This is a genomic window from Rhodococcus sp. NPDC059969 (genome assembly GCF_042738325.1).
Taxonomy (GTDB): domain Bacteria; phylum Actinomycetota; class Actinomycetes; order Mycobacteriales; family Mycobacteriaceae; genus Rhodococcus_F.
On the sequence record NZ_JBHWUF010000017.1, the window covers coordinates 1 to 15932 of the forward strand.

Genomic DNA, 15932 nt, shown 5'->3' on the forward strand with positions numbered 1-15932 from the left:
ACAAGCTCAAGCAAGGAATTGCAGTCGTTTTTCGACACGATGCAGACCGTCGGCGACGAACTTCCCCCGTCCTACAACGTCGCACCCACCCAACCTGTCCGGGTGATCCTCGAACGAACCCCACACGAGGAACCCGACGCCGAGCCACAGCGCCAGCTCCGGACCGTCAAATGGGGCCTGCTCCCTGCCTGGGCAAAAGATCGGAAGATGGCGTCCAAACTCATCAACGCCCGCAGTGAAACCGTCACGGAGAAGCCATCATTCAGAAGTAGTGCATCCAAACGGCGTGCCATCATCCCCGCCGCAGGATACTACGAATGGATGAAAAGTGAAGCAGGGTCGAAGATTCCATACTTCCTTCACGGCGAGGACGACATCCTTGCAATGGCCGGACTGTACGAGTTGTGGCCCGATCCTGAACTGCCCGAAGATGATCCGAACAGGTGGGTATGGACCTGCACGGTCTTGACTCGGCCAGCCAGCGATGCCACGGGACACATACACGACAGATCCCCGCTGATTCTGCCCGAATCATTCTGGGAGCACTGGCTCGACCCGACACTCACCGATAAAGGTGAAGTCCAGGCCATGATCAACTCCGTTCCGGAGCCGCACCTCGAACCCTACGAAGTCTCGACCGCTGTGAACTCTCCGAGGAACAACGATCCGAGCTTGCTCGAACCGGTGGCCCGACCGTAGCGATCCGGACCTCTTTCGATACGGTTCTGATCGAACTTGTGTTCGAGTATCCTGGTGTGCGGGACGTGCGCGCGGATCCAGGAAAGCGGGGGCGACGATGAACCAACAGCCCCACTCATCAGCAACAACAGTGCTGACCAAGGCGGAAAAGCTCGAACAGCTACGCCGCAAGATGGCCTCGATCCCTGCCCGCTCCGACGGCACCGAACCCGCTACGCCGTCGGTGATGCTCAAACCCGTAGGCGAGCGCGAGCCGACCCCGATCGTGGCCACCGCGCAATCGACCCTCCGGATGCTTCCCGTCCCTACTCCGATCGGCGATCTACTCCCACGTGGGGGACTGGCACGCGGAACCGTCGTCAGTGTCGACGGCGCAGCATCGGTCCTGATCGGACTCCTCGCCACCGTCACCGCTGCCGGTGGGCACGTGGCGGTGATCGGAATGCCTGGACTCGGACTCCTCGCCTTCCACGAGCAGGGCGGCGACTTGGCGAAGGTAGCCCTCGTGCCCCAGCCCAAGGACGCCGCAATCGACTGCGCCGCAATTCTGCTGGAGGGATTCGACGTGGTTGTCCTGGGACTCTCTGGTGGCGCGGTAACGCCCTCCCGCGGGCGAGCGGTGGCCGCGCGTGCGAGGAGTAAGGGATCGCTGCTCATCGTGACAGAAGGGCAATGGGACGGCCCGGATCTGCGAATCTCATCCCGAGTCGCCGGATACACAGGACTGACAGCGGGGAGAGGGCGTGTGACAGGCATTCGGCTCGACGTCGCGGCCGCCGGCAAAGGATTCCAACAACGCACAGGCCGCATGGAAATCTGCGACAACACCGGACAACTCCGCTGGGCCACCGTCGACGACACCACTCTCGCATCGACACCGCCGTTGAGGGCAGCACAGTGATCAACACCGACCACTGGACCGAACGCTGGCCCGATCACCCCGTGATCAGGACATTCGACCCGCCCCGGGCAGTGAAAGTCGACATCGGGCGGGCACTTCCACTCGGACGCGGAGGAGCCTCACGCGCCGATCACGTGAGCATGCGCGTAAAAACATCCGCGCTCTACATGTCCGGATACCTGGACGGAGCCTTGAAATTCTGGGCGAAAATGCACGACGGCCAATGGCTGGCCGGAATCACCGTCCGTGTCACCGATGCCGGCGGAACCAACCTCGTCGAGATCGACATGCTCGTGACCGCCGACGCCATCACCGAAGTGCCGGCCACCTCCTGAACGCACCAAAGGGCCGGTGAGCAATGCGCTCACCGGCCCTACGCGTACGACTCGATCTATGTCACCAGTGCTGGAGGATGTAGATGTTGTTGTCCCAGATCGCAGGATCGGTGAGCGAGAAGGAGATCTCACCTCGGTGGGACGCCGTTTCCTCGACCAACTGATCGATGCTGGCGTAGACGTACTGACCGTCGCCCTTGTAGATCGAGCCTTCGCCGAGGGCGATGCTCCAGTAGTCGTTCGGAACAACCTCGAGGAAATCCGCGGCATTGGTGTCGGCAATGAATTGAGTTTCGTTCGGATCGAATCGAATGCCGACATACCCGTTGCCGGAGTACGGGGTTGCGGCAGAGGCTGCACCCGCGCCGAGGAGGGCGACAGCGCCGGCTGCGACCGGGACCAGCAGCGCAGCTACGGCCACACGTGAACGGGACATGGAAACCTCCTGTGACGCGAAGGCTGCATCGGCCGCAACCCACTTTGATGTAACTGACGGTATCGCAAAAGTTGGTAACCGAACATTTGCGACAGCATGACGTCGGTCACGTCAGCGGTAGCCGAAAGGCTCGCAATCTGGGCATTCATACTTTACGACTAGGCGAAACACGGCTGATTGCCCTTAAGTGCGGATGCGGAAACGGTCCGCTTGCCGCTTTCAGTTCCAGATGAGTAAATGCCTGGCACTCAACCCGGTCGGTCGGATCACCTACTGCATCCGCCTGCCCGGCGGCCCGGCCACCTGCGGTGTCCCCCGAAGAGAACTCCGCTTCGCTCCGTCCGGAAAAGCAGTTCTATTTGTTTCTCCTTCTGGCCTTCCGATTTTGACCGGCGGTGACCTGCGCGCAACCGCTGACTCCGCTTCGCTCCGGCCTTCGGCTCGAAAGACTTTTTCAACCCACACTCGCACGCTCGCAGAAAAACTCTTCCGCTCACCAGTTGCACTCCGGCCCCCTCATGCCGGTCCAACTCTCCTATGCCAGAAGGCGAAAAAAATTGGCGGGGCACGGGATTGGTCCCCAGCCACGAACGAAAGGTCACCGATGAGCGACGGCGACGACTACACCGAAGGCGGCGACTACAGCGCGGCAACCATCCATTACGCCGGACTCGGTTGCGGGTGCGGTGACTACTCCTGCCCTCGCATGCACAACGACGCCGCACAGTGCGTCAACGCCGAGTAACGACAATCACCCACCAACCTCGAGCAAAGGAAAACCAACCGATGAGCACCGAGACCCCCACCCTCGCACCCGCACTGGCCGCAGTTACCTCGGCAACCGCAGCCCTCGATGCAGCGATGTTCGACCCCAACCGCGAAGGGTTCACCGACATCACCGCCCTGGTCGACGCCTTCGCCGCAGCCCGCGCCGCAGCCCGCGACGCCGGACACCCCGAGGAGGACATCGACGCCGCCGCCACCCCCACCAACTAATCGACCACCAGTTACCAGCAAAGGACACCGACATGAGCACCGCAATCATCAACCTCGAGGAAACCGCCCCCCGCCCGTTGAGCGAGGAAGAGCGCAACGAGCAGGTTCGCAGTCTGGCGACCTGGGCCGCAGCGGAACTCGCGCACGCGAACAGGCTCCCGCACGGCCGCGTCCGAAGCGGCCACCTCACCAACGCCGAGAACGCCCTCGCAGTCGCCTCCGAACTGCTCGCCGCATGACCGGCAACGCCAACCCGACAGAAAGGGAAACCCATGTACGGCTACGACTTACACAACATCTGCGAGAAAGCGGATGCGTGGGCGAAGTTGTTCGAGACAGCCGAATATCTCGCCAGCGTCGTCGAGCACAACTGCTGCTCCGAAATCGACGTGTTCGTGGAGCTGCTCATCGCGCTCGACTACCACGGCCACGCCTCCGACCTGATGGACGCACACATCGAGGCCGATAGCTGCCGAGAGCGCCACCCCACGGCCGATCAAGTGATCTTGGAACCGGCCACCGCTTGAGATTGAAAACCCTACGGAAACAACACAACACCGGGCAGCTGTTACCTGCCCGGTGTCGTGTCCGAAGTCTACGAGAGGAATCGCGATGACCGCAACACACACCGCCGCCGCACTCGAGGTCGCGCAGCTGCACCCCGACGCCCTCGACATCGGCGAGAACGTCCGCGACAGCGTCGATCTGGCGCAGACCCCCGACTTCGTCGAATCCATCCGTGAAAACGGAGTACTCGAAGCGATCAGCGCCGTCCGAACCGCAGACGGAACGATCGTCGTCCGCGACGGCCAGCGTCGCACCCTCGCCGCCCGCGAAACCGGCCTGGCCACCATCCCCGTCGTGATCTACCCCGACACCGAAGGCAGCGACAAGGCCCGCGCCGTCGACCGGATCGGCAAGCAGATCACCGCCAACCGGCACCGCGAAGGGCTGACCGCAGCTCAGCACACCCGAGGAGTTGCGCAGATGCTCGAATTTGGCGCATCCATCACGAAGGTGTCGAAGACCCTTGCGATGGACAAAAAGGATGTGAAAGCCCAGGCAGCGGTAGGGAAAGCGGAGGCAGCCCGCGCCGCCCTCGACGCCGGACAGCTCGACCTTGCACATGCGGCAGTAGTGGCCGAGTTCGAGGAAGCCGGAGACACCGAAGCCGTCGAAAAGCTCCTGACCACGAGGTACTACGACTTCGACCACGTAGCGGAGCGACTACGCGGGTTGCGTGAAGAACGGGAGGCATACGCCCTCGCCGCAGCCCCGTTCGAGGAGAAGGGATTTACGATCCTTCCGCACGATCACGTCAGTTTCGGGGATGAGGTGCCGTCCCCGTCCGACCTGGTCACCACAGACGGCGACGAGGTCACCCCGGACATGATCGACGCAGCCCCGCAGTTCTGGGCAGTGTTCATGGGATTGAACGACGCCTTTTTCGACAAAGCCACCGGCGAGCGCGTCGATTACGACGACGTCGATTGGGACACCGAAGACGACGATTCCGCCGTACCCGATGAAGGGCTACGGCACGCCAATACCGTCGACTACCGGCCCGAATACCTCCCGGAATACTGGTGCATCGACCAGGAAGGCGCAGGAGTTGAACCGCGCCCGATCATCGGCGCGGTTCCCGCCGCCGCAGGTGGCAGCGGAAATGACCGCGCCGAGGCAGCTCGGGCAGTGCGCGAGCAGGAAGCGAAGGACAAGCAGGAACGCCGACGAGTCCGCGAGCTGAACAAGCAGGCCGAGGCCGCGACCACCGTCCGCCGCGAGTTTCTGCGCACAACCTTGCTCGCCCGCAAGACCCCGCCGAAGACGGCAGCGACCTACGTCGCGACCACCCTCGCCCGCGATCCCGGACTGATCTCGGAATACAAGGCAGCGGAATCACTCGGTGAGCTGCTCGGGTTCAAGGGCTACTACCCCGGCCGAGAGTTGGCCGAGCAAGTGGCGAAGGTGTCCGAGGCTCGCGCTCAGGTGCTGCTCCTCGCGCTGGTGATCGCCGCGCAAGAGTCCCGCATGGTCAAAGACGCATGGCGATCCAAGCCCAAGAATGCCGACCAGTACCTCAGTTTCCTGATGGAACAGGGCTACACCCTCGCCGCCGTCGAGGAAATCATCACCGGACAGCTCACATTTGACGAGGTCGCGATCGACTGACCCGATGAAGCGGCGATCCCCAGCCACGAAAGGGCTGGGGACCGTCCGCCCTTCCGCCCCGCACCTTCCACCTCCGGCCGGCGGTCAGAGCCACCGGCGGACCGGAAGGGCGGAATGCGGACACCACCACAGACACGCAAGAAAGCGCCCGGCCGCCGGCCCCTAACCACGACAAAAGCGCAAGGAAAAGGAACCGACCCGCCCCGGTGTGAACATTCTTCTATCCCGACGCTCGCGCATCAAGGCCGCTCCAGAAATAATATCCACACGCGCCACTCGCGCGCTCGAACAAAGGCGCTACGATATTTTTTCCTACACTCACCTTGACCCGCTCCCGCCGAGACCAGAATATCGGCACATACCGGGGGAGGTGGATAAATTGCAGGTAGAACGCGTGCAAGTAGCTGTGTATGTCACGGTTCGGCATTAGGGAAAGAATGTGAAAATGATTGAATATGTCATTAACTAAATCGGAAACTGACCGAAGAAATGCCGCGAAAGTATTGTTCTATATCGCATTATTCGATAGAATGAAATCAATAAAGAATCACCGACAAGGGGGAATGAAAATGGCGATCACCGTATACACCAAGCCCGCATGTGTGCAATGCAATGCCACTTACCGCGCACTCGACAAAGCGGGAATCGACTACGACGTCATCGACATCACCGAAAACGCACAGGCCCGCGATTACGTCATGAGTCTCGGATACCTGCAAGCCCCCGTCGTCGTCGCAGGAGAAGACCACTGGAGTGGATTCCGTCCCGACGAAATCTCCAAGCTCACCCCGGCCGCCTGACCACACACTTTCACCAGCGAAGCGAGGACACCATGACCGCAGCAGCATTCACCTTCACTCCCGATGCAGACTTCGTCGACCGCGCACTCGACGCCGAGCTCCGCCGCGACAGCGAATCCGTCGACCGCAAACTCCGCACCATGCTCGCCGCCCTCGATGACTCCCTCGCCGGAATCAGTGATGCACGCGAAGAGCTGCACACCCTCTACACCGCCCCCGGCACGGACACCGGCGAAGACGTTGTCGCCCATGACCAGGACGTCGCCACTCATCTCGCCGAGGCTGCCCGCAACCTCCGCGCGGCCGCCGAGATCCTGCGCAGTCACCGGCAACTCACCTCACCGCGACCCTGACCTCCCATGCCCACCGGCGACAGCAAGGACCCCGACGTGACACTCTCACTGGCCACCGCCGAAGACTTCGACGACCTCACCGACAACGAAGGCGAGATCGACGAGTACAGCACCGCCCTCGACGTCGAGGCTCAGCTCCTGTGCTCGCTGCTCTGGGCGCCGGCCGAGAGCGCGAAGCGTGCCGTCGCAGCTCTGACCAGCGCAGACTTCTACCGGCCCGTGAACGCGGCACTGTTCGCCGCCATCTCCGAACTCGTCGAGGCCGGCAAGCCGCACAACAGTGCCCACGTCTTCACTACCTTGCAGCAGGAAGGCCGCACCAGCGGGCACCTCGGGAAACAGCTCACCAAAGCACTCACCGACATCACCACCATCGGCGTCCCGTCCGCCGAACTCGAGCACAACATCGCCGCAGTCCTCACCCAGGCCTACCGGCGCGGATTCCGCGAAGCAGCACGCTCCCTCGCCCAAGCCGCCGAAGAACTCCCCGAAGACCAACTGTTCGAGCACCTGCTCAGCATCGGCCGCGAACGCCGAGCCGCCTCCCAACGCCTCGCCGCCATCCGCGAAGGCCGCCCATGACCAACAAGCCAGGTGTGGTGAAACACAGCATCTTCGGAGTCCTCGCGCTCGCCGTTGCGGCCCTGGACTTCACCATCGGCACCAAACACGTGATCACCGCCGGAATCATCGCCCTCACCGCCTCCGTCTACAGCTTCACCAAAGCCGCCAGACTCCGAAAAGCTCCAAGCGACAGAGAGAATCGACCATGACGACCGAAAAAGACACCAGCAGACCGGGTTGGAAAGCGCACACCGTCGTCGCGCTGATCAGCCTCGCCGTAGGCATCATCTTCCTCACCGGCGGAACAACCATTTCCCTCATCGCCGGAACAAGCCTCCTCGGACTCGCGGTCTACCACTACGTCCTAGCCCTACGCCTCCGCCGGGAACTCAACACACCCGCCGAAGAGAAAGAGCGGCCATGAGCGACGACGAACACGACGCCTGGCAACTGCACCACCACGGGGCCAGCTGGGACGACATCGGCACCGAAATGGGATGCAGCCCCACCACCGCACGAACCCTCGCAACCGCCTACGAGAAACGCACCGACACAGCAGCCGCACAAACCCAAAACGCCCTGTTCTGACCGGTCGAGACTGCAATCCCTGTCGGACCTACACGGCACACTCACCGGAAAACACAGGAGGGAACGCTCATGAACAACGAGATCACCAACATTCTTGCCCCCGCCGCAAAAGCAGGGGCCGTGGGAGCAGTAGCCGGATTCGTACTCGGAACACTGATCGGCTGGCTGTTCCTATCTGACGCAATGAAACCGTGGCAATTCGGCATCATCTTCGCCCTGGTCACGCTGTTGCTGGTTCTCCTCGCCGCCGCCCCCTACGTATGGCGCCGGTACAGCGGACAAAGCTAGCAGCGCACTCTTCGGCGCTCGACCACGACGAACCGCACCCGAATCACCCACGAGAAGGAGGACAACCGCATGGCTATCGCCGCGATCATCGCCGTAGCAGCACTCTTGATCTGGGGATTCGGATCAATCATCGCCCGACTCGCAGGAGCGATCGCAGTCTTCGAAGGACTGCTCCGCATCGGCTTCACCGGCAGCACACCCACCGCCTACGCCATCCTCGCCGCCGGCCTCGCAATCTGGATGACCGGACACTGGATCTGGGCGTTCAAACACAAAGCCTGGCGCACCCGACTCGCACTGACCGCCTACAGCCTCCCCGGACTCCACCACCTCGCACCCATCCCCACCAACCACACCACCAAACAGGCACCGCGCACCGCCGTGTGGCCGAACAATCACACAGAGATGAACCGATGAGTGAGCAGACCCGAACAACGCAACCGTGATCACTGAAAACTGTGATCGGCTTAAACGCGCGTTATAACTTGCGGATGTGCCCGCGTACAGTTTGGTGAATCATCACCGATAAAGTGCCATATATGCAAATATTGCGCCCAAGATAACAGCTACTCCAACCACAAAGGCTCCAATCTTCGTTCCGAGTGTCCACCAAGCAGGATCGAGATCAGCGGTATTCTCTGTCGGAGAATGGGTTGCCGAGCTAATACTTCCGCCGGAAGCTTGGGAAGTATTGATACTGACGTTTGAAGCTTTTCCGTGGAACGCTACCTGTATTGCCTGGCTGGCCTGGTCGGGGGTCGGGGTTTCTTGATTCTCTGGCATGATTCCCACAAGTTCACTAATAAGCTCGGTCAAAGTTGTGCGTAGATTGTCGAGGATTCCATGGATGGAAATTGTAGAAACGGCCCAGTAGAGCGAGATAATCGTCTGTCCGGGGTTGTCCGTGTTCATCACCCTGCATATCTCTGCCGCCATCGGAAGTGAGAGATGTAAGGCTTCACCTGTGGAGACGCTCTGTACCATCGCCTCCAGTTCGCCGACGGACTGGTGCATGGTTATTTTTTCAGAAACGGTTTTTTGTACGAAATCAGGCAATGCAGTTGCAGAGATTCGTTGTCCTTTTACATGCGATCCAGGGGTCACTCCGTCCAGCTGGATTGCCGCATATATGGTCCGGTAGGAAGGTATCTCGTCATCCTTAACTCCTTCGTACCCCTTCAATTCTTTAGTTGCCCAATCGCGCAATTCCACCGACCCGGAGCGGCCTCCGAGCAGGACGCATTTTCGAAGAAGGTCGGCAAGTGGTTTGCCGTCCAGTAGGTCCCGCTCGATCTCGGTCAGTAGGCGCTGGCTGTTGGGCATGGTTCATCTTTGCAGATACTTCGAGTTCTGCCGCTCTCGCTCATCGCTGCGCCACGCAGAATTTCTTCGTGGAGCTAGGCACCGGCTGCGTGCCCAATCGCCATGCCGATCATCGGCAGCGATTCCGAGGTCCGACCACAAACGATCGTATTCGGCCCACGAATCGACCCGAATCGGCGTGATCGAGCGACCATGCGAAACCGTCGACCGAAACTCATGACCGAAACTGCTTCGACCGAAATTAGCGGGTAGACCGTTTTCGGTCGGTTCGATAGCATCACTCTCAACGCAGAACGACGAACACGCCGCCAGCGACCTCCGACAGCGGGTCGGCGGCGTCGAAACCGCAGAAACGCGTACAGCCGCAAAACTACGACCGGGGGACCAGACCATGACGAATCCAGACGAGATTCCGCGTAAACCCACTCGCATTCTGACCGCGGGTGAGATCGAACGGGAAATAGCAGGCATCCGCGCCGGCCTCGAAATGGGTGGAGTCCCCTTCACCGCGGAAGCGGAAGCGGCAGCCCGAGCTGTCCTCAACGGCGAGATCACCGGAGACGAAGCGATCGCCCGCGGGCTCGCCGAACTGAACTCCCGCACCGCTCAGTGAGCAACGACTATCACTATCCGGGCACCACGGTCCTACGAAACCGGCTCGGATACACCGACCCTCACACGCTCGCACAGGCCGAAGCACTCATCGCCGCAACACGAATGGCGGAGCTGGCAGCGAACCCGATCGACGGGCACTTCGACTTCGCCCACCTGCAAGCAATCCACCGTCGCCTACTCGGTGACCTCTACGAATGGGCCGGTGAAATCCGCACGATCGACACCGCGCCAGGCGATCTCGGAATCCTCCACGACCCGCCCGCTGCCATCCCCGGCGAACTCGATCGAGTGTTCGCCGACATCAACAGCGGCGTCTACGTCAACCACCACAGCCACGAAGCGTTCGTCCAGGATCTCGCCGGCCACTGGGGAGACCTGACCAGTGTCCATCCGTTCGTCGACGGAAACTCCCGCACCCAAAGGGTTTTCTTCGACCAACTCACCCGCGACGTCGGATGGGCGATCGAGTGGCGCCAACTCAGCGTTGACGCCGTCCAGGCTGCTCGCAACTTCGCATACATCGATGGCGGAACCATCCTCGCCGACGTATTGCGCCCCGCGATCAAACCCGTCACCGAAGTGCCCGCGGACTCGATTGCCACCGCAGCCCGCGGCACCACCATGACCTTCCCCGAGCACTGGCAGGCCATGATCGAGCACTACGACACCATGCCCGAACAGGCCTACACCTGGGCGAGCCAGATCAAACCCGAAGCACCACAACATGACCCGCAGTCGACCGAGATCCGACCAACGCCCAAGCCAGCCGCTCCGGAACGAGAACTAGCCGACCTCGACACCACCAAGTTCCACACCCACTGGAGCCCCGAGGTCGACCACCAACTCATGAACAGCCGCACCATCCCACAACACAGCAACAGACCAGAAGGACCGAGACTGTGAGCATCATCGGATACGCCCGCGTCTCCACCCTCGAGCAAAACCCCGAACTGCAAGAACACGCACTCCGACAAGCCGGAGCAATCCGCATCTTCACCGACTACGAATCAGGCTCCAAAACTCAGCGCCCCCAACTCACCGAATGCCTGAACTACCTTCGCGAGAACGACGGCGACGTCCTCGTCGTCTGGAAACTCGACCGCCTCGGCCGATCCGTCCGCCACGTCATCGACACCGTCCACACTCTTGGCGAACGCGGCATCGCATTCCGTTCCCTCACAGAAGGATTCGACACCACCACCGCAGGCGGCGAATTCCTCTTCCACATCATGGCCGCCCTCGCCCAAATGGAACGCCGCATGATCGTCGAACGCACCCACGCTGGCCTCGAAGCCGCCCGCCGGCAAGGTCGACACGGCGGTCGGCCGACTGTCATGACACCCGAGCGCATCGAACTTGCCCGCACCCTCCGCGAACAAGGCAAAAGTCTCGACGCCATCGCCTCGACGCTCGGCGTCGGCAGATCCTCGGTCAGCCGCGCACTCCTGACGGACGCTCAATAGATCGATTGGGACCTCTCTACCCTCCCACTCGCCCGAATCACCGAGTAACCAGCCACCATTCGATGCGAGTGGTCCGATTCGCGTGAGGAGCGCGCAAACCTGTTCCCACACCGGATGCGATCTCGCCGACCTCGATCGCTAGTCCTCGTCCTCCGGTTCGGGCTCATCCACCCATGCCTGAAATCCCGGACTCGTCAGACGCAGGTGGATCGCGCTGGGGCTCATACTGAGTTCGACGACCACTTTGGGCAGGTCCCACCGGAGAGCTGCCGGTGGTCCGGGCTCGGCGCTCGTGGCTGTCCCCAGGAGTGCGGTAAATGCCACATCGAGGTTCGTGAACCCTTCGTCCAGCAGCGGGCGCACCACTGTCATGGGCGTGGCGTCATCTGCCAGGTCCGTGACGAAGATCGAGATCCAATTCATTCTGTGTTGCCGCCCGAACATGTGCGCCTCCGGCCGGCTGACATGAAAGTTCGTCCGTATCGAGGCGCCACCTTGCATGAGTTCGACGAGCTCCCATCCAGCTTGTGCGCAGAAGGGATCCAGGTCGTCGACGGCCCAGGTCCAGTCGAATTCTGCGGCGAGGCGGGCGATCCGGGTGGCGCCTTCGATGTCGACGTGCATGTGCGGATGCTACTTCCTTCGTGATCGTCGTTCCTGCACTCGCACCACGAGACTGAGTGTGTATGCATCGCAAAGGATTCGCGTAGCCTGGCGGCCTGCGAACATTCGCACCGACCAAGCAGTGCTTACAACGACGGCTCAGAAACGATAGAGATTGAATTGTGAACCCTCGAACTTGAGCTCTCTCACCGGCAGGCTATCCCTGATCACCCTCGCAGCCGACTGGACCGCACGATCCAACTGGCGCTGATCATGCACACTGTCCGACCAGAAACACCGCTCCACCGAAGTGTCGATCACCTCGGAATCCGACACAACCGCTGCCGCATACCGATCAGCAAGCTCGCCCCCATCCCGATACGGAATGTCCTCCACCAAGCCGACATACGGAACATTCGGCGCGGGAAAAGCACTATCCAAAAAGTGGTGCGGACCCGCGTACACCATCAACCCGAAGTCCTCGAAGCCCAACACCGCCGCCATACCACCACGTCGGCGGCCAGGATTGATCGTGTTCTCCCCTCCCAAACGAGAGGTTTTCTCGCGCAGGTACGGACATACCATCGCCGAATACAGAACACACGACAAATGCATCGGCACATCCCGATCATTGGCAAGGGGACGCTGATACATCCGAATCGTCGCGGCATCTCCCTGCGCGAAAGCCCGATACACAGGCCGGCCGCGGGGCATCTCGAAACCACACACCGCGCACCCGCGGCGCATCACCAAAGCAACATTCCGAAAAGGAGACGTGCTACTCAACACCGGCACACCATCCACCCACGCAGACTCCGCCGGAACAACGAAACCCCGCCTATCCCGCGGCAAACCGTCGATCCACGGTGCAGGATCAGGAACAACTCGACTCATGAAACCCCCTGTTCAGCGAACAAACCGCTCAAATCACGGCGACGAGTACTACATTCGAAAACTGCCAGCAGCGACTGACTGACCAGACACTGCCGAACTGTTCGCGACCAAACGTCACCGCTCCCCACGCTCATACGCCGCCACCGCAGACGCGATGCACGCGTACGCATTCTTCACCGCAGCCACCGCAGGCTCCTCGATGTCCCAACTGTCGCCGATATACACAGGATCGGTGCTACCGAAAATCGGCAACAACTTCTTAGAATCCGGAAAACGCGTCACTGCAACAACATCCCGATCCGAAGAAACAACCTCGATATCGTGCGCAACGTCCACCACAGACCCGTCATCGAGAAGAAACACAGCCCTACCCGACCCACGAGCATCGCCCGAAATCTTCAACTTCCAACACCGCTGCTCGGACACCATCCGATAATTCGCCCCTCTCGCAGTGGTAACCGCGATAGTCCGATCCCGGCGATGCCACCATCGAACACAAGGCCCCACCAGCCGTAACACCGAACTTCCACCACTACTCAGACGCTGAACACCTTCGGCCATCGCCGCCACTAAAGCAGTCTCGGCCGCAGCCTCGCGCGTCCGCTCCGCAGTAGCCCACTGATCCAAACGCGCCAAACGAGCCCGCTCACGTCCAATTGCGTCGTCAAGACTGTCCATCCACGCAGCATAAAGGCGGACACCGACACCACGCCGCACGAAAAACCGAGAGAGAAAAAGGGCGTGGACCAGGTAATAGACCTGGCCACGCCCTTCGATCTGCACCTACAGATGTTGCTGCCGAGCTGTACGGAACTTTCCGACCAACCGAAAAACGAGCATCAACAACGCGAAAATAACTAGCGCCAGGACCCACGGCAAGCCTGCATGGACCAGCCCAACTCCGCCACAGGCGGTAATCCACTCAGGACCCGCAGACAGCAGCATTTCCACTACCGGACGAAACCACCACACGAGCACCTTCGCCAGCACGTAAATCGCCGCAATCGTCTTCTTGCCGCCAGGAACTACTTTGGCCCGCTCGGACGCGTACCGCCAGCGGAGCCAACCCCAACGACCAGCCGCACCCTGACTAATACCTTCTTCATAATCTCCGCCCATACTTTTCTCTCCTTCTAATGATCCAGTTGAATTGTCTATCGACAGAAAAAGCACACATGTGTGGCGTTCCTTCCAATCAATCTGGTTATGAACCGATCACGAGGCTCGTGAACGGAAACCAACCATAACAGCGCCAAGCCAATTCCGGTAGCCCCCAGTGTGGGCACCGAACCAGCTGGTCAAAGCTCCGGTTGGTGTGATTACAGTACTACATGCCGAGCATTCCCGCGACGTTAGGAGGAATGGGAACTCGCATAAAAAGTTATTTAACTTCTTACTGGATAGAATGTGTCTGGATAAGTAAAAAAGAATGTAATCGGATAAGTTAAAATTGAAGAAACATCATCGAACTAACTTCGATACTGTGGCGAAAAAGCTCAATCCAAGATTGATCAGAGCTACCGCGACAACACCCGTGGGCCAGCTCCGTCGCTCCCGCACAATCACCCCGCCAGCCACCCGAGCGGGAGGTGCGAACGCCTGGCCCGTTGCCGGCAGTGTGTTGGCGCCTGCCCGGCGGCCGACCACCTACCGGTGTCCCCCGAAATGAGCTCCGCTGCGCTCCGCACCAGCGAAAAGCGTTGATTTGTTTGTCCTTCTGGCCTTCCGATTCTCGTCGGCGGTGACCTGCACGCAACCCCTGGCGGCGATGCCGGCCCGAGGCTCCGAGAAATTTTCTCAACCCGCACTCGCACGCTCGCAGAGAAATTTTCCCGGCCCAGGGGTGGCACTCCGGCCCCCTCATGCCGACGCGATTCTCCTTTGCCAGCAGGGCAAAAAAATTGGCGGCCACCGAGCAGGGGGCGCCACAGGATCAGCGGAGGTTGAAAGTTATGGGCGCGAAGACCACGGCAGACAAGAGCGCAGCGCGACGCGAGCAGGCCGCCGCACTGCACGAGAGCATCACCGCGAAGGTCGCCCAGCTCACCGACACCGATGCATGGGCCGCCTACCTGACCTCAGCAGCAGCGTTCCACTCCTACAGCTTCAACAACGTCATGTTGATTTTCTCGCAGGCCCCGGACGCGAGCCAGGTCGCCGGATTCCGCAAGTGGCAGGAACTCGGACGCCAGGTCCGCAAGGGCGAAAAGTCGATCAAGATTTTCGGCTACTCGACCAAGAAGATCACCGAAACCGACACCGAGACCGGCGAGGAAACCACCCGCCGCGCAGCACGGTTCCCGATCCTGTCCGTGTTCGACATCGCCCAAACCGATCCGATCGAAGGGCACCCCGCCCAAGCAGCCGAAACCATCACCACCCGACTTGAAGGCGAAGACCCCGCCGCCATCTGCACCCGCATTGCGGACGTGATGACCGAGCAGGGATGGACCGTCACCCGCGAGCACATCGCCGGAGAATCGAACGGCCGAACCAGCCTCGACGGATCACGCCGCATCATCGTCGACGACACGATCAGCGACGCCCAAGCCGCGAAAACGATGATTCACGAAGCCGCCCACGCGCTCATGCACGCCAACGGCGACATTAACCCCGCCGAGCTGCACCGAGGCCGCGCCGAAGTGGAAGCCGAATCCGTCGCCTACGTCCTGGCCGGACTACTCGGACTCGACACCACCGAATACAGCATCGGCTACATCGCCGGATGGGGAAACGGAGACCTCGAGGTCATCACCGACACCGCCCGCGCAGTCCTGGCGACCGTCCACACCCTCGCCGAGGCACTCGAACCCGACTCCGACGACGCCGAGGACACCGCAGCCGCATAGACGGCAGCACCCCGCACACGCAGTGCGACACCGGGCGGAAGGAGCCCGCCCGG

General features: G+C 61.0%; 27 protein-coding genes. 20 read left to right on the top strand and 7 right to left on the bottom strand.

Annotated elements, in window-relative coordinates:
* The coding region (locus ACFWAD_RS28675; RefSeq protein ID WP_378549977.1) for an SOS response-associated peptidase at nucleotides 1-699 on the top strand (699 nt) is incomplete at its 5' end.
* Here ACFWAD_RS28675 and ACFWAD_RS28680 read toward each other — a convergent pair.
* Complete coding sequence (locus ACFWAD_RS28680; protein ID WP_378550145.1) at nucleotides 624-830, bottom strand: hypothetical protein; 207 nt, start codon at nucleotides 828-830, stop codon at nucleotides 624-626. The genes ACFWAD_RS28675 and ACFWAD_RS28680 overlap by 76 nt on opposite strands.
* Between ACFWAD_RS28680 and ACFWAD_RS28685 the strand changes: the two genes are divergently transcribed.
* Nucleotides 797-1600 (top strand): hypothetical protein, encoded by an 804-nt coding sequence (locus ACFWAD_RS28685; protein ID WP_378549980.1) that lies wholly within the window; start codon nucleotides 797-799, stop codon nucleotides 1598-1600. The two genes, ACFWAD_RS28680 and ACFWAD_RS28685, sit on opposite strands and share 34 nt — an antisense overlap.
* Nucleotides 1597-1935 carry a hypothetical protein gene (locus ACFWAD_RS28690; RefSeq protein ID WP_378549983.1) on the top strand — a complete coding sequence of 113 codons (339 nt, stop codon included), beginning with the start codon at nucleotides 1597-1599 and terminating at the stop codon, nucleotides 1933-1935. The genes ACFWAD_RS28685 and ACFWAD_RS28690 overlap by 4 nt, the downstream gene beginning before the upstream one ends.
* Nucleotides 1936-1996: 61 nt before the next feature.
* Here the strand turns inward: ACFWAD_RS28690 and ACFWAD_RS28695 are convergent, their stop codons facing one another.
* On the bottom strand, nucleotides 1997-2371 hold the full coding sequence (locus ACFWAD_RS28695; RefSeq protein WP_378549986.1) for a hypothetical protein: 375 nt from the start codon (nucleotides 2369-2371) through the stop codon (nucleotides 1997-1999).
* Between the two features lie 604 nt (nucleotides 2372-2975).
* On the opposite strand from ACFWAD_RS28695, the gene ACFWAD_RS28700 reads away from it, so the two are divergent.
* The 13 genes from ACFWAD_RS28700 to ACFWAD_RS28760 all read left to right on the top strand — a co-directional run bounded on the left by ACFWAD_RS28700 (nucleotide 2976) and on the right by ACFWAD_RS28760 (nucleotide 8549).
* Nucleotides 2976-3116 carry a hypothetical protein gene (locus ACFWAD_RS28700; protein WP_378549989.1) on the top strand — a complete coding sequence of 47 codons (141 nt, stop codon included), beginning with the start codon at nucleotides 2976-2978 and terminating at the stop codon, nucleotides 3114-3116.
* 41 nt (nucleotides 3117-3157) lie between these two features.
* A complete protein-coding gene (locus ACFWAD_RS28705) occupies nucleotides 3158-3367 on the top strand; it encodes a hypothetical protein (RefSeq protein WP_378549992.1) in 210 nt (69 codons plus the stop codon).
* Nucleotides 3368-3399: 32 nt separating this feature from the next.
* Complete coding sequence (locus ACFWAD_RS28710; protein ID WP_042925381.1) at nucleotides 3400-3606, top strand: hypothetical protein; 207 nt, start codon at nucleotides 3400-3402, stop codon at nucleotides 3604-3606.
* A gap of 33 nt (nucleotides 3607-3639) precedes the next feature.
* Nucleotides 3640-3894: a hypothetical protein gene (locus ACFWAD_RS28715; protein WP_021334482.1), complete on the top strand. Its 255-nt coding sequence runs from the start codon at nucleotides 3640-3642 to the stop codon at nucleotides 3892-3894.
* Between the two features lie 85 nt (nucleotides 3895-3979).
* Nucleotides 3980-5539, top strand: coding sequence for a ParB/RepB/Spo0J family partition protein (locus tag ACFWAD_RS28720; protein WP_378549996.1), 1560 nt, complete (start codon nucleotides 3980-3982; stop codon nucleotides 5537-5539).
* Nucleotides 5540-6108: 569 nt separating this feature from the next.
* On the top strand, nucleotides 6109-6339 hold the full coding sequence (nrdH, locus tag ACFWAD_RS28725; RefSeq protein ID WP_317419515.1) for a glutaredoxin-like protein NrdH: 231 nt from the start codon (nucleotides 6109-6111) through the stop codon (nucleotides 6337-6339).
* Nucleotides 6340-6371: 32 nt separating this feature from the next.
* Entirely contained in the window at nucleotides 6372-6692 is a 321-nt protein-coding gene (locus ACFWAD_RS28730) for a hypothetical protein (protein WP_378550000.1), read from the top strand.
* A 6-nt stretch (nucleotides 6693-6698) separates the two neighbouring features.
* Entirely contained in the window at nucleotides 6699-7274 is a 576-nt protein-coding gene (locus tag ACFWAD_RS28735) for a DnaB-like helicase N-terminal domain-containing protein (RefSeq protein WP_378550003.1), read from the top strand.
* Nucleotides 7271-7465 (top strand): hypothetical protein, encoded by a 195-nt coding sequence (locus ACFWAD_RS28740; RefSeq protein WP_378550006.1) that lies wholly within the window; start codon nucleotides 7271-7273, stop codon nucleotides 7463-7465. Before ACFWAD_RS28735 ends, ACFWAD_RS28740 begins: the two co-directional genes overlap by 4 nt.
* A complete protein-coding gene (locus tag ACFWAD_RS28745) occupies nucleotides 7462-7680 on the top strand; it encodes a hypothetical protein (protein ID WP_317419508.1) in 219 nt (72 codons plus the stop codon). The genes ACFWAD_RS28740 and ACFWAD_RS28745 overlap by 4 nt, the downstream gene beginning before the upstream one ends.
* Nucleotides 7677-7844: a hypothetical protein gene (locus ACFWAD_RS28750; protein ID WP_378550009.1), complete on the top strand. Its 168-nt coding sequence runs from the start codon at nucleotides 7677-7679 to the stop codon at nucleotides 7842-7844. The genes ACFWAD_RS28745 and ACFWAD_RS28750 overlap by 4 nt, the downstream gene beginning before the upstream one ends.
* 69 nt (nucleotides 7845-7913) lie before the next feature.
* Nucleotides 7914-8132 carry a hypothetical protein gene (locus tag ACFWAD_RS28755; protein ID WP_378550012.1) on the top strand — a complete coding sequence of 73 codons (219 nt, stop codon included), beginning with the start codon at nucleotides 7914-7916 and terminating at the stop codon, nucleotides 8130-8132.
* Between the two features lie 69 nt (nucleotides 8133-8201).
* Nucleotides 8202-8549 carry a hypothetical protein gene (locus ACFWAD_RS28760; protein ID WP_378550015.1) on the top strand — a complete coding sequence of 116 codons (348 nt, stop codon included), beginning with the start codon at nucleotides 8202-8204 and terminating at the stop codon, nucleotides 8547-8549.
* 102 nt (nucleotides 8550-8651) lie between these two features.
* Here the strand turns inward: ACFWAD_RS28760 and ACFWAD_RS28765 are convergent, their stop codons facing one another.
* The gene (locus tag ACFWAD_RS28765) at nucleotides 8652-9455 is read right to left on the bottom strand and encodes a hypothetical protein (protein WP_378550018.1); all 804 of its coding nucleotides are present in this window, start codon (nucleotides 9453-9455) and stop codon (nucleotides 8652-8654) included.
* Between the two features lie 391 nt (nucleotides 9456-9846).
* Here ACFWAD_RS28765 and ACFWAD_RS28770 point away from each other — a divergent pair, with 391 nt between their 5' ends.
* The 3 genes from ACFWAD_RS28770 to ACFWAD_RS28780 are packed head-to-tail and all read left to right on the top strand — an operon-like array spanning nucleotide 9847 to nucleotide 11533.
* Nucleotides 9847-10068: a hypothetical protein gene (locus ACFWAD_RS28770; protein ID WP_378550021.1), complete on the top strand. Its 222-nt coding sequence runs from the start codon at nucleotides 9847-9849 to the stop codon at nucleotides 10066-10068.
* On the top strand, nucleotides 10065-10973 hold the full coding sequence (locus ACFWAD_RS28775; protein ID WP_378550024.1) for a Fic/DOC family protein: 909 nt from the start codon (nucleotides 10065-10067) through the stop codon (nucleotides 10971-10973). Before ACFWAD_RS28770 ends, ACFWAD_RS28775 begins: the two co-directional genes overlap by 4 nt.
* Entirely contained in the window at nucleotides 10970-11533 is a 564-nt protein-coding gene (locus tag ACFWAD_RS28780) for a recombinase family protein (RefSeq protein WP_378550027.1), read from the top strand. The genes ACFWAD_RS28775 and ACFWAD_RS28780 overlap by 4 nt, the downstream gene beginning before the upstream one ends.
* Nucleotides 11534-11671: 138 nt before the next feature.
* On the opposite strand, the gene ACFWAD_RS28785 is transcribed toward ACFWAD_RS28780, so the two are convergent.
* From ACFWAD_RS28785 to ACFWAD_RS28800, 4 genes are all read right to left on the bottom strand, one after another.
* Nucleotides 11672-12157: a DUF6301 family protein gene (locus ACFWAD_RS28785; RefSeq protein ID WP_378550030.1), complete on the bottom strand. Its 486-nt coding sequence runs from the start codon at nucleotides 12155-12157 to the stop codon at nucleotides 11672-11674.
* Between the two features lie 138 nt (nucleotides 12158-12295).
* A complete protein-coding gene (locus ACFWAD_RS28790; protein ID WP_378550033.1) occupies nucleotides 12296-12940 on the bottom strand; it encodes a hypothetical protein in 645 nt (214 codons plus the stop codon).
* A 204-nt stretch (nucleotides 12941-13144) separates the two neighbouring features.
* Nucleotides 13145-13813, bottom strand: a complete 669-nt coding sequence (locus ACFWAD_RS28795; RefSeq protein WP_378550036.1) for a hypothetical protein — start codon at nucleotides 13811-13813, stop codon at nucleotides 13145-13147.
* Entirely contained in the window at nucleotides 13814-14203 is a 390-nt protein-coding gene (locus ACFWAD_RS28800) for a hypothetical protein (RefSeq protein ID WP_378550039.1), read from the bottom strand.
* A gap of 779 nt (nucleotides 14204-14982) precedes the next feature.
* Between ACFWAD_RS28800 and ACFWAD_RS28805 the strand changes: the two genes are divergently transcribed.
* Nucleotides 14983-15879 (top strand): ArdC-like ssDNA-binding domain-containing protein, encoded by an 897-nt coding sequence (locus ACFWAD_RS28805; protein ID WP_378550042.1) that lies wholly within the window; start codon nucleotides 14983-14985, stop codon nucleotides 15877-15879.
* The last annotated feature ends 53 nt before the right edge of the window (nucleotides 15880-15932 follow it).

Coding starts and splice junctions, on each gene's coding strand:
- ACFWAD_RS28685 (WP_378549980.1), top strand. CDS start 797: ATGAACCAACAGCCCCACTCATCAGCAACAACAGTGCTGACCAAGGCG.
- ACFWAD_RS28695 (WP_378549986.1), bottom strand. CDS start 2,371: ATGTCCCGTTCACGTGTGGCCGTAGCTGCGCTGCTGGTCCCGGTCGCA.
- ACFWAD_RS28700 (WP_378549989.1), top strand. CDS start 2,976: ATGAGCGACGGCGACGACTACACCGAAGGCGGCGACTACAGCGCGGCA.
- ACFWAD_RS28705 (WP_378549992.1), top strand. CDS start 3,158: ATGAGCACCGAGACCCCCACCCTCGCACCCGCACTGGCCGCAGTTACC.
- ACFWAD_RS28710 (WP_042925381.1), top strand. CDS start 3,400: ATGAGCACCGCAATCATCAACCTCGAGGAAACCGCCCCCCGCCCGTTG.
- ACFWAD_RS28715 (WP_021334482.1), top strand. CDS start 3,640: ATGTACGGCTACGACTTACACAACATCTGCGAGAAAGCGGATGCGTGG.
- ACFWAD_RS28720 (WP_378549996.1), top strand. CDS start 3,980: ATGACCGCAACACACACCGCCGCCGCACTCGAGGTCGCGCAGCTGCAC.
- nrdH (WP_317419515.1), top strand. CDS start 6,109: ATGGCGATCACCGTATACACCAAGCCCGCATGTGTGCAATGCAATGCC.
- ACFWAD_RS28730 (WP_378550000.1), top strand. CDS start 6,372: ATGACCGCAGCAGCATTCACCTTCACTCCCGATGCAGACTTCGTCGAC.
- ACFWAD_RS28735 (WP_378550003.1), top strand. CDS start 6,699: ATGCCCACCGGCGACAGCAAGGACCCCGACGTGACACTCTCACTGGCC.
- ACFWAD_RS28740 (WP_378550006.1), top strand. CDS start 7,271: ATGACCAACAAGCCAGGTGTGGTGAAACACAGCATCTTCGGAGTCCTC.
- ACFWAD_RS28745 (WP_317419508.1), top strand. CDS start 7,462: ATGACGACCGAAAAAGACACCAGCAGACCGGGTTGGAAAGCGCACACC.
- ACFWAD_RS28750 (WP_378550009.1), top strand. CDS start 7,677: ATGAGCGACGACGAACACGACGCCTGGCAACTGCACCACCACGGGGCC.
- ACFWAD_RS28755 (WP_378550012.1), top strand. CDS start 7,914: ATGAACAACGAGATCACCAACATTCTTGCCCCCGCCGCAAAAGCAGGG.
- ACFWAD_RS28760 (WP_378550015.1), top strand. CDS start 8,202: ATGGCTATCGCCGCGATCATCGCCGTAGCAGCACTCTTGATCTGGGGA.
- ACFWAD_RS28765 (WP_378550018.1), bottom strand. CDS start 9,455: ATGCCCAACAGCCAGCGCCTACTGACCGAGATCGAGCGGGACCTACTG.
- ACFWAD_RS28770 (WP_378550021.1), top strand. CDS start 9,847: ATGACGAATCCAGACGAGATTCCGCGTAAACCCACTCGCATTCTGACC.
- ACFWAD_RS28785 (WP_378550030.1), bottom strand. CDS start 12,157: ATGCACGTCGACATCGAAGGCGCCACCCGGATCGCCCGCCTCGCCGCA.
- ACFWAD_RS28805 (WP_378550042.1), top strand. CDS start 14,983: ATGGGCGCGAAGACCACGGCAGACAAGAGCGCAGCGCGACGCGAGCAG.